Source organism: Streptomyces sp. NBC_01788 (assembly GCF_035917575.1).
Lineage (GTDB): Bacteria > Actinomycetota > Actinomycetes > Streptomycetales > Streptomycetaceae > Streptomyces.
On the sequence record NZ_CP109090.1, the window covers coordinates 6,585,508 to 6,599,151 of the forward strand.

The following is a 13,644-nucleotide window of genomic DNA, read 5'->3' on the forward strand; positions in this document are numbered from 1 at the left end:
GGCATGGGTGGCGGGCGGCGATGGCGGCGGGCCGCCAGTCAGGTCGGGCGCAGCGTCGCGGTGTGGACCGTCTCCACGGTCACCCTGCTGGTGCTCGCCGGGATCCTGCCGGACTTCCAGCTGCAGTCGCCCGACGGCGACAGCGCCACCACGATCGCCGTGACCGCCGCGCTCGGCGCGGGAGCCTTCGGTGTGCTGTCGGCCGTGGTGTGGCCGCTGCTCGTCCGGCTGCTGCTGCTCGTGCCCGCCATGGTCCTCGGGCTGCTGGTGTTCTTCCTCAACGGCTCCCTGCTCCTGCTCGCCCTGCGTATCACCCCCTCCGGCCAGGCGGAGGCCGCCCCCGAGACCGCCGTCATCGTGGCGGCGGTGATGTCCGCGGTCGCCTCGGCCACCGGCGCCGCCCTCGCCGTGCGCGACGACGACGCCTACCGGCGCCGTCTCCACCGGCTCGCCGACCGCCGCCGCAGACGGCTGCGGCCCTGCTCGCCGACCCCCGGCACCGTCGTCGTCCAGCTCGACGGCGTCGGCCACGACGTGCTGCGGGACGCGGTCGACGAGGGCCTGATGCCGACCGTGGCCCGCTGGCTCGGCGCCGGCGAGGGGCAACCAGGGCCCACCCACCGGCTCACCCCCTGGCGCACCGACTGGTCCAGCCAGACCGGCGCCAGCCAGCTCGGCATCCTGCACGGGTCCAACCACGACGTCCCCGCATTCCGCTGGTACGAGAAGGACACCGGCGAGGTGATGGTCTGCAACCGCCCCAGCAGCGCCGTCGAACTCCAGCGCCGCGCCGTACGGCGCACCGGCGACGGCGGGCTGCTCACCGCCGACGGGGCCAGCCGCGGCAACCTCTTCGGCGGCGGCGCCGGCGAACTCGCCCTCGTCCTGTCGGTGGCGGTCCGCCGCGACCGCGGCAGCCGCTCCCGCGCGGGCTACTTCGCCTACTTCTCCGACCCCGCCAACGCCGTGCGCACCTTCCTGTCCTTCGTCGCCGAGACCGGCCGCGAGATCGGCCAGTCCCTGCGCGCCCGGCTCCGCGAGGAGCGCCCGCGTGTTTCCCGCGGCGGCCTGTACCCGCTGGTCCGCGCCTTCGCGACGGTCGTCGAACGGGACGTCGTCGTGGCCGCGGTGATGGGCGACCTGCTCGCCGGGCGCACCGCCGTCTACGCCGACCTGGTGGCGTACGACGAGGTGGCCCACCACTCCGGGCCGCACAGCCGGGACGCGGCGCAGGTGCTGCGGCGCCTGGACCGCTCGCTGGCGCTGATCGAGCAGGTCGCCGAGCACGCCCCGCGCCCGTACCGGTTCGTCCTCCTGTCCGACCACGGCCAGAGCCCCGGCGAGACCTTCCGCTCCCGCTACGGCCTGACCCTGGGCGACCTGGTCCGGGCTGGCTGCGGACTGCCCGTGCCGCGCCGGGCGGAGGGGACGCGCAGTGGAGCCGAGGCGCGGGCCGCCGTACGGGCCGCGCTGGGCCGGCCGGTCGAGGAGAGCGGCGGGGACCGGCGGCCCTCGGGCCGCCGCGAGCCCGTTGTGCTGGCCTCCGGGAACCTGGGCCTGGTCTCCTTCCCGGACGTGCCGCACCGCATGAGCCAGGAGGAGATCGACGCCCGCCACCCCGCGCTGCTGTCCACGCTCGCCGACCACCCGGGCGTCGGCTTCCTGCTCGTGCGCAGCGAGGAGCACGGCGGTGTCGTCCTCGGCCCGCGCGGCGTACGGATACCGCTGGCCGAGCTGGACACCGACCCCGGCCCGCTGGCCGCCTTCGGCCCCGGCGCGGCCGACGCGGTACGCCGCACCCACTCCTTCCCGCACACCGCCGACATCATGGTCAACTCCAGCCACGACCCGGCCGACGGGGAGGTCCTCGCCTTCGAGGAGCAGATCGGCTCCCACGGCGGCCTCGGCGGCGCGCAGGGCCGCCCGTTCCTGCTGTCGCCGCTCGACTGCTCCCCGCCGGTCGCGGAGGGCGAGGAACTCGTCGGCGCCGAGCACGTCCACCGCGTGCTGCGGCGCTGGCTGCGGGAGGCCGCCGGGACCGGGGCACCGCTCGGCGCCGAACCGGAGGAGCGCGCCGCCTGACCGCGGGGGCGGAACACACCGGGAGCGACCCACCACATGTCGCGGCCAGGTCTGGTGGATCCCCGCAACGCGGATGTGATCGGATGGCGCTTACGGAATCCCGGCAGCGGGAACGTAGGCGAAAGGTATGGAACCACCGTGGCAACCACGCGAACCGCTCACACCGTCTGGGAAGGCAACCTGCTCGAGGGCAACGGCGTCGTCTCCTTCGACTCCTCCGGCATCGGCGAGCAGCCGGTGTCGTGGCCGTCGCGCGCCGAGCAGGCGAACGGGAAGACCAGCCCCGAGGAGCTGATCGCCGCCGCCCACTCGAGCTGCTTCTCCATGGCGCTGTCGCACGGCCTGGCCGGCGCCGGCACCCCGCCCACCACCCTGCGCACGAAGGCCGACGTCACCTTCCAGCCGGGCGAGGGCATCACGGGCATCCACCTCAGCGTCGAGGGCGCGGTCCCCGGCATCGACAACGACGCGTTCGTCGCCGCCGCCGAGGAGGCCAAGAAGAACTGCCCGGTCAGCCAGGCCCTGACCGGTACGACGATCACCCTGGACGCCAAGCTCGCCTGACGCGAGACGCACGTCCGACGATGCCGCGCCCCTCGTCCGGGGCGCGGCATCGCTGTTCCCGGGTAGAGCGGCAGGCGGCGGGTACGCGGCATTGACAACAGCGCACTCAAGTTCTGAGCTGGAGACCAGGAGGCGCCCGGAAGGGGACGAAGATGGCACGTGCGGTCGGGATCGATCTCGGGACGACGAACTCGGTGGTGGCGCTGCTGGAAGGCGGTGAGCCCACCGTCGTCGCCAACGCCGAGGGCGCGCGCACCACGCCGTCGGTCGTGGCGTTCGCCAAGAACGGCGAGGTGCTCGTCGGCGAGGTGGCCAAGCGGCAGGCGGTGACGAACGTGGAGCGCACCGCACGCTCGGTCAAGCGGCACATGGGGGACGCGAACTGGCGCTTCCCGGACAAGGGCTCCGTCGACGGCACCCGCTTCCGGGCACAGGAGCTGTCCGCGCGCGTCCTGCAGAAGCTGAAGCGGGACGCGGAGTCCTACCTCGGCGAGGACGTCACGGACGCGGTGATCACCGTGCCCGCGTACTTCGACGACTCCCAGCGGCAGGCGACGAAGGAGGCCGGGGAGATCGCGGGCCTGAAGGTCCTCAGGATCATCAACGAGCCGACGGCCGCCGCGCTCGCCTACGGCCTGGACCGGGGCGAGGAGCAGACCGTGCTCGTCTTCGACCTCGGCGGCGGCACCTTCGACGTCTCCCTGCTGGAGATCGGCGACGGTGTCATCGAGGTCAAGGCCACCAACGGCGACACCCACCTCGGTGGCGACGACTGGGACCAGCGGGTCGTCGAGCACCTGGTCAAGCGGTTCAAGGGTCAGTACGGCGTCGACCTCGGCAACGACAAGATGGCGGTGCAGCGGCTGCGCGAGGCCGCCGAGAAGGCCAAGATCGAGCTGTCCTCCTCCACCGAGACGACGATCAACCTGCCCTACATCACGGCCTCCGCCGAGGGCCCGCTGCACATGGACGAGAAACTCACCCGCGCCCAGTTCCAGGAGCTCACCGCCGATCTGCTCGACCGCTGCCGCACCCCCTTCCACCAGGCCGTCAAGGACGCGGGCATCAAGCTCTCGGCCGTCGACCACGTGATCCTCGTCGGCGGCTCCACCCGGATGCCGGCCGTGACCGACCTGGTACGGGAGCTGACCGGCAAGGACCCGCACAAGGGCGTCAACCCCGACGAGGTGGTGGCCGTGGGCGCCGCCCTCCAGGCGGGCGTGATCCGCGGCGACGTCAAGGACGTCCTCCTCCTCGACGTCACCCCGCTGTCCCTCGGCATCGAGACCAAGGGCGGCATCATGACCAAGCTCATCGAGCGCAACACCACGATCCCGACCCGGCGTTCGGAGATCTTCACCACCGCCACCGACAACCAGCCCTCGGTCGGCATCCAGGTCTACCAGGGCGAACGCGAGATCGCCGCGTACAACAAGAAGCTCGGCGTCTTCGACCTCACCGGTCTGCCGCCCGCACCGCGCGGGGTGCCTCAGATCGAGGTCGCCTTCGACATCGACGCCAACGGGATCATGCACGTCTCGGCCAAGGACCTCGCCACCGGCCGCGAGCAGAAGATGACCGTGACCGGCGGCTCGGCGCTGCCCAAGGACGACATCGACCGCATGATGCGGGAGGCCGAGCAGTACGCCGAGGAGGACCGCAAACGCCGGGAGACCGCCGAGACCCGCAACCAGGCCGAGCAGCTCGTCTACCAGACGGAGAACTTCCTCCGCGACAACGGCGACCGCGTCCCCGCCGACACCAAGTCGGAGGTCGAGGCCGCCGCCGCCGAGGTAAAGACGCTCCTGGAGCAGCAGGCGGAGACCCCCGCGCTGCGCACGGCCATCGACAAACTGGCCTCGGTCAGCCAGCGGATGGGCCAGGCGATGTACGCCCAGGCCCAGCAGAGCGGCACCGAGGGCACCGGACAGCAGCAGCCGCCGCCCGACGAGGACACGGTGGTGGACGCGGAGATCGTCGACGACGAACGCGACACGAAGGGCGGCGCCGCCTAGAACTGCCCCGGCCGACTGCGTCAGGTCGTCGGCCGCCGGGCAGGGCTCACAGGTTCTCGCGGTACTTCCGCAGCAGCTCGCGGGTCTGCTCGGCGGTGGCGGCGGCCGCCGTCATACGGTCCAGGACCTCCAGGTGCACGGAGATCTCCGTGCGCGAGTCCAGGTACAGGGCGCCGGTCAGGTACTCGGTGTAGACCAGGTCGGGCAGCTCCGGTTCGGCGAAGCGGAACAGCGAGAACGGCGCGTACGTCCCCGCGTGCGGCCCCCGCGTGAACTCGGCGACCTGCACCGTCACCCGGTCCCGCTCGGTGTACCGGAGCAGCTTGTCCAGCTGGTCGCGCATCACCTCGGGGCGGTCGCTCACCGGTCGCCGCAGCACCGTCTCGTCGACGATCACCCACAGGTGCGGCGGATCGGCCCGCTCCAGCAGCCGCTGCCGGGCCATCCGCAGCGACACGTGCCGCTCGACCGCGTCCGGCCGGCGCTGACCGACGGTCCCCGCCTCCAGCACCGCACGCGCGTAGCCCTCCGTCTGGAGCAGCCCCGGCACGAAGTGCGGCTCGTAGGAGCGGATCAGCCGGGCGGCGCCCTCCAGGCTCACATAGAGGCTGAACCACTCCGGCAGCACGTCGTGGAAGCGCTGCCACCAGCCCGGGGCGTTGGCCTCCTCGGCCAGCGCGACGAACGCGGCCGCCGCCTCGTCGCCCACCCCGTAGGCGGTCAGCAGTATCTGCACGTACGGGATCTTCAGCGCGACCTCGGCCGTCTCCATCCGCCGTACGGTCGCGGGCGCCACCCGCAGGACGCGCGCGGCCTCCTCGCGTCCCAGCCCGGCCTTCTCCCGCAGTTCCTGAAGTCTTCTGCCGAGCACCACCTGACCCACGGTGGGCGCGGCCCGCCGCTCACTCACGCCCTGCCTCCCGGCTCTCTCCCGCCCACGACGAGTGAAGGTACTCGACGGTGGCCGGATCGGCGGGCACGAACGTCTCGATCGCCAGTTCCGCCACCGTCACGTCCATGGGCGTGTTGAAGGTGGAGATGGAGGAGACGAACGACAGCACCCGCCCGTCGTGCTCGATCCGCATCGGCAGCGCGAAGTACGGCACCTGCCCGGGCGCCCGGGCCGCCTCCCGCGCGCCGCGCGGCACCGGGTAGGCCGCCACCTCCTCGTACAGCTCGCGCAGCGCGGCCGAGCGGTGCAGCGCGAGCTGCCGCTCCATCTGGGCCAGCAGATGCCCGCGCCACTCGCGCAGATTGCGGATGCGCGGCGCCAGACCCTCCGGGTGCAGGGTCAGCCGCATCGCGTTCAGCGGCGGGGCGAGCAGCCGCTGAGGGACGCCCTCCAGGAGCATCGTGATGCCCCGGTTCGCGCTCACCACGTCGTACGTCGCGTCGACCACCAGCGCCGGATATGGCTCGTACCCCCGGATCAGCCGCTCCAGGCCCTCGCGCAGCGGGCCGAGCGCCGGGTCGTCCAGCGGGGTCTGCCGGTACCTGGGCGCGTAACCGGCGGCCACCAGCAGGGCGTTGCGCTCCCGCACCGGCACCTCCAGGTGCTCAGCGAGGCGCAGCACCATCTCCTCGCTCGGCCGCGACCGCCCGGTCTCGACGAAGCTGATGTGCCGGGCCGAGGAGTCGGCGCGCAGCGCCAGTTCGAGCTGACTGATCCGCCGCCGCTCGCGCCAGGACCGCAGCAGCGGGCCCACGCCCCGGGCTGCGGAGGCGGCGGGGGAGGCGGTGGTGCCGGACGCGACAAGGGCCATACGCACGACCGTAGTCGAGGACAGGGCGTACGACCGAGTCGCGGGCCGCCGTCCCAGGCCGCGTGCGGGGCCGGCAGAGCCGCGGGCCTGCTCGGTCCCGGGGACGCGGCGGCCCTCCTGTGGCAGTCTGAACAGGAGCGCGAGACCCGGCGGAGGTCCCGGCGGAAGTCCAGGAGAAGCCCAGGAAGGGAGCCGGTCCCATGCCCGTCGCACCGCTGTCGCACAAGGAGGTCGAGGACCGGTTGGCCGAGCTGCCCGGCTGGTCCGTCGAGGGGGACCGCCTCACCCGTTCCTTCCGGCTCGGCTCGCATTTCGCGGCGGTGGCGATGATCGTGCACATCGCCCAGGTGCAGGAGGAGCTCAACCACCACTCCGATCTCACCCTGGGCTACAACACGGTCTCGCTCGCCGTGCACACCCACAGCGCGGGCGGCGCCGTCACCGAGAAGGACTTCGAACTCGCCCGCCGGGTTCAGGACCTGGCGGCGGGACACGGCGCGAGCTGAGCCGCGCCCGGACGGGGAGGGGGGATCCGCGTGCTGGACTACGACGAGGAAGCCGAGCGCTACGACGCCTCGCGCGGCGGCGAGCCGAGAGCGGAGGCCGCGGCGGAGGCGGTCCTCGGGCTCATACCGGAACGGACGCGCGAACTGCTCGACGTGGGCTGCGGCACCGGCATCGTGACCTGCCGCCTCGCCGCCGCCCGCCCCGGCCTGCGGGTGACCGGCGTCGACCGGGCGCCCGCGATGGCCCGGCACGCCTGGGCACGGCTGCCCGGCGCCGTCGTGCTCGCCGACAGCCGCAGCCTGCCCTTCCCGGACGGGCGGTTCGACGCCGTCACGAGTGTGTGGCTGCTGCACCTGGCGCCCGGCCCCGGGGAGGCGCGGGCGATGGTCGCCGAGTGCGCCCGGGTGCTCCGGCCCGGCGGGGTGTACGTCACCACGGTCGGCAAGGCCGCCGCGCACAACGTCGGCAGCGACATCGACGCCGTCCTCGCCTCCCGGCCCCGCAGCCCGGCCCGCGACGACGCCGGCCTGGTCACCGAGTACGCCGCCGCGTCCGGTCTTGTCCCGGCCGGGCAGGCCCTCTTCCCGGGCCGCGACCAGGGCCGCAGCCCCCGCCGCACCATCGCCGACCTGCGCCGCGGCTGGTTCGTCACGCTGCCGCCGGGCGTACCCCTCGCCGAGGACTTCGCCGAGCGGCTGGCGGCCCTGCCCGACCAGGACCGCCGCCGCCCGGACCCGGTCTTCACCCTGAGGGCGTTCCGCAAGGCGGAGTGAGCCAAAAGGGGCGCGTGCCGCGTCCGGCACGCGCCCCTCCCCCCGTCAGGAGACCTTGCAGCTCTGGCCGCCGACCGTGAAGACGGCCGGTCTGCCGTTGGTCCCCGTCCAGCTCCCCGTGAAGCCGAAGCCCACCGAGGAACCGGCCGCCACGGTGCCGTTCCAGCTCACGTTCCGCGCGGTCACCGAGGCGCCCGACTGGGAGTAGTCGGCGTTCCACAGCTGGGTGACCTTCTGCCCGTTCGGGAACGACCAGGTGAGCGACCAGCCGTTCCAGGCCGTGGAGCCGGTGTTGGTGAGCTGCACGTCGGCCTGGAAGCCGTCGGTCCACTGGTTGGTGACCTGGTACGTCACCGCGCAGGCACCGGCCGGCGGCGGTGTCGTGCCACCGCCCGGGTCACCTCCGCCCGGGTCACCTCCGCCCGTGTCCCCGCCGCCGGTGCCGGCGGTGTCGCCGTAGATCACGCCGCGGCCGTTGGTCGAGATGTACACACGGCCGTAGACCCGCGGGTCGCCCGTGATCGCCGCGCCGGTCCAGCCCCACTGGTGGGCGTCGTCGTTGATCCGGGTCCAGCTCGCGCCCTTGTCGGTGGAGCGGAAGATGCCCCGCACCCCGCCGATCTTCGCGCTCGTGTACAGCGTCTGGTACGACGCGCCGCTCGCCGCCTTGCCGAAGCCGATGGTGTCGGCCTGCTCGACGCCCGCCAGCTTGGTGAAGGACGCGCCCCCGTTGACCGAGTGCCACAGCCCGTACGCGCCGTCGCTCGCACCGCCCGCCAGCCAGACGTCGCCCTTCGTGCCCGGCAGGGCCTTGAAGCGCACGCTGTCACCGCTGGGCAGACCGGTGGCCGACGAGGCGGTGAAGGTGGCGCCGCCGTCCGAACTCACGTAGAACTTGCCGGACTTGAATCCGTAGAAGGTCTTCGGGTCGACCCGGTCCGATTCCACGACGGCGCCCGCCGGGATGCCGGCCGACGCCGACCACGAGGACCCGAAGCCGGTCGAGTACCGCACGCCCGTCCCCGCCGGACTCCACACGAACCGGCTGCCGTCCGCGGCGGCCGCGACCGTCCCGCCGCCGCTCACGCCCGACGGGTCCGTGCCGGCGAACCAGTTGGCGCCGTTGTCGGTCGAGAAGGCGATGTGCGCGCCCGAGTCCGTGTCGCCGACCCGCACCACCGTGTTCGGGTTGGTCTCGGCGAAGTCCAGACTGGTGCTCGTGGTGAAGGCGGGCGAGGTGAAGATCATCGACGGGACCTTCGTCAGATCCGTGTGCCGGAAGCCGCCGAGGTCGCCCAGCGCGCTGAGCAGCGGTGCTCCGGAGGGCGGGGAGGCCAGGTCGTTCACCGCCGTCTCCTCGAGGCCCTGCACCATCGGGCGCACCGCGAACTGGCCGCCGCTGTCCCACTTGGTGAGGTTCTCGGTGCCGTAGATCGTCGCGCCCGTGCCGTACATCATCCGGTTGGAGTCGAACGGGTCGATCTCCAGCGCCTCCGTCATCCACCCGAGTTTCGGGGCCTGTTCGGGCGGTGAGGGGTTGGTCCCGAAGGTCAGCCAGGGTGTGGACGACACGTCCATCGTGTAGCGGTTGGAGCGGTTCGGGTACGACGTGTAGTCCCAGGCCTGCGTCCAGGTCGCGCCGCTGTTGGTGGAGCGGAAGATCTGCGTGTCCGGCCACCAGGAGCTGTAGGCCGTCGCCATCACCGTGCCCGGGTGCTGCCGGTCGAGCGTCAGACCGCTGAAGCCGTAGTAGGTGTCGGCCACGGCGACCGGGCTGATGTTCGTCCAGGTGCCGGTCGCGGTCGCGTACCGCCACAACTGGCCCTTGCCGCCGTCGTACGGTCCGCCCGTGTCGCTGTAGGCGAGGTACAGGTAGCCGTTCTTCGCGTCCAGGACGCCCTTGTGGGCCAGGTATCCGGTCGGCTGCCCCGGCAGCCGCTGCCAGGTCGCGCCCGCGTCCGTGGAGCGGTACACCGCGTTGTCCTTGTCGGCGACCCCGGCGTAGACGGTCTTCGTCGCGTTGCCGGAGGTGCCGGTGGACTCGTCGAAGGTGACCCAGACGACGCCCTGGTTGTCACTGGCGTAGCCGGACGTGTCACTCGGGTCCTGCGCGTAGTTGCCCGGGTTGGTGAAGCTCGTGACCCGCGACCAGGTCGCCCCCGAGTCCGTCGACCGCCACAGCCCCTTGCCGCTGGGCGCGCCCAGGTACAGCACGCCGTTCTTGTTCGGGTCGATCGCCAGCCGCTCGCCCATCCCGCGGCCGGGCATGTTGCCGCCGAGCTTGAACGGCAGGTCGGCCTTCTTCCAGCTCGCGCCCCGGTCGGTGGAGCGCAGCACCGCGCCGTTGCCCGGGTCCCAGCTGTTGGTGTAGGTGCCGACGGCCGCGTACACCCGGTCGGGGGCGGCGGAGTCGGTGGCGAGGGAGACGACGCCGGTGTGCCCCCAGTCGTCCCAGCCGACCGAGTCGAGCAGCGGGGTCCAGGTCTTCGTCGACTGCTGCCAGCGGTAGGCGCCGCCGATGTCGGTGCGGGCGTAGGCCAGGTTCTTCTCGCTGCGGTTGAAGACGATGCCGGGGACGAAGCCGCCCCCGTCGATACGGGCGTTCTTCCAGGTGTACGTGTCTGCCGCGAGCGTGGCCGGTGCGGCGGGCCGGGCCACCGCGGACGGGGCACTGGCGAGCAGTCCGGCGGCGAGGGCGAACACGGCTGTGAGCACACGGCCGGTGCGGGGCGTTCTTCGCACGGTGGGGCTCCTCTCGACGGAGGGCGGAGGGCGGAGGGCGGGAAGCCGGAGGGGGAGGGGAAGGGGGAGAAGAAGGGGGAGGGGGAGGGGAAGGGGGGAGAAGAAGGGGGAGGGGGAGGATGTGACGACCGGGCGGCTCCCCCCCCCGTGAGGGAGCCGCCCGGTCGGGGTCCCGCCGGCGAATGACGGGCCCCGGTACACGGAGCGTTCAGCGGGGACTTATTCGAGGAGCTCCGCGTACGAACCCATGGCGAGCGCGATGTCCGCCTGCGCCCAGAACCGGTGGTAGGTGAAGACCGGGGCAGCGCCGCCCTTGAGGTAGGACTCGATCTTCGACCAGGCCGGGTCGTTCTTGTAGAAGGAACGGAGGGAGCTGAACGTCGACGAGGAGTCGATCTTGTCGCCGTTCGGCATCGTGCCGGTCCAGCCGCTGGGCACGTAGACCTTGTCGCCGAAGCGGCTGTAGTCGGTGCGGGTCTCCGGGACGGCGATGCCCAGGCTGTCCTGGTTGTTGTTCCACATGCCGTCCAGCAGCGCCTTCGCCGTCGACTTCGCGTTCGCGTCACCGGACCTGGCGGCGTAGTACGTCAGGGTCTTGGCGTACGAGGCCGCCACACCGACATCGTTGGTGTAGTCGGCGACGGTGACGTGCAGCGAGTTGTTCGCGCCGGGCGAGGAGGCGTTCCAGGTGTCCGGCTGCCCCGACCACTTGAGGGTGGAGGGGATCTGGAAGGTGCCGTTCGGGTTGACCGTGGTCTTGGACAGCGCCCACTTGACCCACTTGTCGAGCACCGTCTTGGCGGCGGCGTCACCCGTCTGCTGGTAGTACTCGGCGACCCGCTCCATCGACCAGGTCTGGAAGCCGAACCACTGGTTGGACGGCGGGTCGTGGTAGACGGGCTGCCAGTCGTAGTACATGCCGTAGAAGGTCGGCGTGCCGGCCGGCGGGGTCGCGTAACGGCCCTGCCAGCTGTTGGTCGCGCCGCCCGCGATGGCGCCCTCGGAGGACTGGAGCCACCGGTAGAACTCCAGTTGCCGCGTGAGCGACTTGCCCCAGTCGGCCGCGCCCGTCGAGGACTTGGGCTTCAGGTCGGCGTTGCTGCTCAGGGCGTACGCCGCGAGCGGGTTCTGGTAGCCGCCGTGGACGTGGCTGGAGCCGATGCGCCAGGCCCAGCCCGCCGAGGAGTCGGTGGCGCCGCCCCAGGCGTAGTACCAGGAGAGCAGGTAGTGCGAGGCGTCCTTGCCGGTGCCGGCCGGGCAGGAGGAGGCCCCGACACAGTTGCCGATCTTCTTGAAGTACTTGTCGTACATCGAGTACCGCAGGTAGTCGCCCATCTTCGCCGCCTTGGCGACGGTGGCCGACACATCGGCGCTCTTGCCCTGCGCCTTGGCCCACAGGTCCGCCCAGTACGCCGCCTGGACGGCACGCGCGTCGGCGTCGGGGGCGTCGGTGAACTTCCACTGCTTGGCGTAGGAGGAGTCCCCGGTGAACAGGTCCAGGTAGCCGTTCTTGCCGCCGTACTTGAAGGCGTCACAGGTGGGCTGCGGCACCGTCTCCCAGACCGACTCCTCGGGGCCGCGCTGGAAGGTGTTGATGTACGACGGTCCCTTGGCCGTGGGACCGGCCTCGCACTGGCCGCCCGGCGTGTTGCCGTAGCCGTAGACGTTGTCGACGTCCTCGATCCAGTGCATGCCGTAGATGTCGTCCGTGTTGTACGCGGACTTCAGCTCACCCGCGATCGGGTCGGAGCCCACCGACACACCGGTGTCCAGCTTCGCCGGGTACTCGTTGGGCGTGTCGTACTCGGGCGCGTACGTCGCCGGCTTGGAGGCCGTGTAGAAGGAGTTGGTCGCCTGGTCGGCGTGGGTGGGGATCATGTACTTCTCCATGATTCCCCAGGCGCCGTTGAACTTCGACCAGTCGCCCGTCACCTTGCCGTACATGGCCTGCAGCCACAGGAGGTAGCTGTACGCCTCCGACGTGGTCTCGTGACCGTGGTCGGGCGCCTCCACGATCAGCGTCTCCACCGAGTGGTAGGGGATGCCGTCGGGGGAGAAGTACCCGTTCGCCGGGTTGGTGATCTTCCCGTACAGGTCCAGGAAGCGGGCGTCGTACGCCTTCGAGCCCGCCAGCTCCGTCACGGTGACCGTGGCCTTGGTGTAACCGGTCGCCGAGGCGGTGAAGACCGCCGAGCCGGTGCCCGAGGAGTCCGCGGTGATGGTCACCTTCTGCGCGGTGTTCCAGTTGGACGGCGTGAAGGTGAGGGAGGAGCCGCCGGTCACGGACAGGCCCGTGTTGCCGGACGTGCGGGTGGTGCTCACCGCCACGTTGGCGCTGGGCTGGTTCGACAACTTGACGTCGAAGGTGCCCGTCCTGCCCTGCTGGACGCCCAGCTGGGTGGGCGAGACGACCACGGCGGGGCCCGAGGCGACCGTGATGCCGACCGGCGTGGAGGCCGCGGAGGCGCCGAGGCTGTCGTAGGCCTTCGCCACCAGGGAATGACTGCCCGCGGTCAGGTTCGAGACGGAGAGCGTGTACGGCGCGGTGGTGGCGGTCCCCAGCAGCGTCGTGTCGTCGTAGAACTCGACCTTGGTGATGCTCGCCTTGTCGGCCGCCGCGGCGGTCGCCGCGAGCGGCACCGCGGCGCCCTGCGTGTAGACCGCGCCCGGGGCCGGGCTGGTCAGCACCGCCACCGGCGGCTGGTGCGCGCCGGCGCAGGTGGTTCCGTTGACCGCGAAGCTCGTCGGGGCCGCGTTGGTGCCGCTGTAGCTGAACTGGGCACCCGTGTTCACAGCGGCGCCGGCGGCGACCGTCCCGTTGTACGACTCGTTCTTCACGGTGACCGTCTGGCCGGACTGCGACCAGATGCCGTTCCAGCCGTTGCTGAGCTTCTGGTTGCCCGAGTAGCCGTAGGTGAGGGTCCAGCCGTTGATGGTGTCCGTGCCGCGGTTGGTGATGGTCAGGTCCGCGGTGAAGCCGGAGCCCCAGTCGTTGGTCTTGTAGTCCACGCTGCACTGCAGGGCCGCCGCGTGCGCGGTGGTCGACCCCGTAGCCAGCATGGTGAGTGGAAGCGCGAGGGCCGCCACGGTGGCGGTCCACAGCCGCCGCACGCCGCGGCGTCTGCGTCGAGGATGCATGTGCTGGTTCCTCCTTGCGGCTCGGGGGAGGTGGGGGAGGATCGTCAAGCCGTGAACCAG

9 protein-coding genes are annotated in these 13,644 nt (G+C 71.8%); 5 read left to right on the top strand and 4 right to left on the bottom strand.

Annotated features, from left to right (window positions below):
• Window positions 1-3 precede the first annotated feature (3 nt).
• From OIE49_RS30015 to dnaK, 3 genes are all read left to right on the top strand, one after another.
• Window positions 4-2,082, top strand: coding sequence for a phage holin family protein (locus OIE49_RS30015; protein WP_326805019.1), 2,079 nt, complete (start codon window positions 4-6; stop codon window positions 2,080-2,082).
• A 138-nt stretch (window positions 2,083-2,220) separates the two neighbouring features.
• On the top strand, window positions 2,221-2,646 hold the full coding sequence (locus OIE49_RS30020; RefSeq protein ID WP_326805020.1) for an OsmC family protein: 426 nt from the start codon (window positions 2,221-2,223) through the stop codon (window positions 2,644-2,646).
• Between the two features lie 152 nt (window positions 2,647-2,798).
• Complete coding sequence (dnaK, locus tag OIE49_RS30025; RefSeq protein WP_326805021.1) at window positions 2,799-4,661, top strand: molecular chaperone DnaK; 1,863 nt, start codon at window positions 2,799-2,801, stop codon at window positions 4,659-4,661.
• Window positions 4,662-4,707: 46 nt separating this feature from the next.
• Here dnaK and OIE49_RS30030 read toward each other — a convergent pair whose 3' ends face one another.
• Together OIE49_RS30030 and OIE49_RS30035 are read right to left on the bottom strand one after the other, a co-directional pair.
• Window positions 4,708-5,571, bottom strand: a complete 864-nt coding sequence (locus OIE49_RS30030; protein ID WP_100566636.1) for a helix-turn-helix domain-containing protein — start codon at window positions 5,569-5,571, stop codon at window positions 4,708-4,710.
• Window positions 5,564-6,424, bottom strand: coding sequence for a helix-turn-helix domain-containing protein (locus OIE49_RS30035; RefSeq protein ID WP_326805022.1), 861 nt, complete (start codon window positions 6,422-6,424; stop codon window positions 5,564-5,566). Before OIE49_RS30035 ends, OIE49_RS30030 begins: the two co-directional genes overlap by 8 nt.
• A gap of 200 nt (window positions 6,425-6,624) precedes the next feature.
• Between OIE49_RS30035 and OIE49_RS30040 the strand changes: the two genes are divergently transcribed.
• Both OIE49_RS30040 and OIE49_RS30045 read left to right on the top strand, forming a co-directional pair.
• Entirely contained in the window at window positions 6,625-6,930 is a 306-nt protein-coding gene (locus OIE49_RS30040) for a 4a-hydroxytetrahydrobiopterin dehydratase (protein WP_326805023.1), read from the top strand.
• Between the two features lie 30 nt (window positions 6,931-6,960).
• Complete coding sequence (locus OIE49_RS30045) at window positions 6,961-7,704, top strand: class I SAM-dependent methyltransferase (RefSeq protein WP_326805024.1); 744 nt, start codon at window positions 6,961-6,963, stop codon at window positions 7,702-7,704.
• A 45-nt stretch (window positions 7,705-7,749) separates the two neighbouring features.
• On the opposite strand, the gene OIE49_RS30050 is transcribed toward OIE49_RS30045, so the two are convergent.
• Window positions 7,750-10,446 (bottom strand): cellulose binding domain-containing protein, encoded by a 2,697-nt coding sequence (locus OIE49_RS30050; RefSeq protein ID WP_326805025.1) that lies wholly within the window; start codon window positions 10,444-10,446, stop codon window positions 7,750-7,752.
• Between the two features lie 219 nt (window positions 10,447-10,665).
• Window positions 10,666-13,584 (bottom strand): glycoside hydrolase family 48 protein, encoded by a 2,919-nt coding sequence (locus OIE49_RS30055; protein WP_326805026.1) that lies wholly within the window; start codon window positions 13,582-13,584, stop codon window positions 10,666-10,668.
• Window positions 13,585-13,644 lie beyond the last annotated feature (60 nt).

Excerpts from the sequence above, each read along its gene's own strand:
- OIE49_RS30015 (WP_326805019.1), top strand. The coding sequence starts at position 4 with ATGGGTGGCGGGCGGCGATGGCGGCGGGCCGCCAGTCAGGTCGGGCGC.
- dnaK (WP_326805021.1), top strand. The coding sequence starts at position 2,799 with ATGGCACGTGCGGTCGGGATCGATCTCGGGACGACGAACTCGGTGGTG.
- OIE49_RS30035 (WP_326805022.1), bottom strand. The coding sequence starts at position 6,424 with ATGGCCCTTGTCGCGTCCGGCACCACCGCCTCCCCCGCCGCCTCCGCA.
- OIE49_RS30040 (WP_326805023.1), top strand. The coding sequence starts at position 6,625 with ATGCCCGTCGCACCGCTGTCGCACAAGGAGGTCGAGGACCGGTTGGCC.
- OIE49_RS30055 (WP_326805026.1), bottom strand. The coding sequence starts at position 13,584 with ATGCATCCTCGACGCAGACGCCGCGGCGTGCGGCGGCTGTGGACCGCC.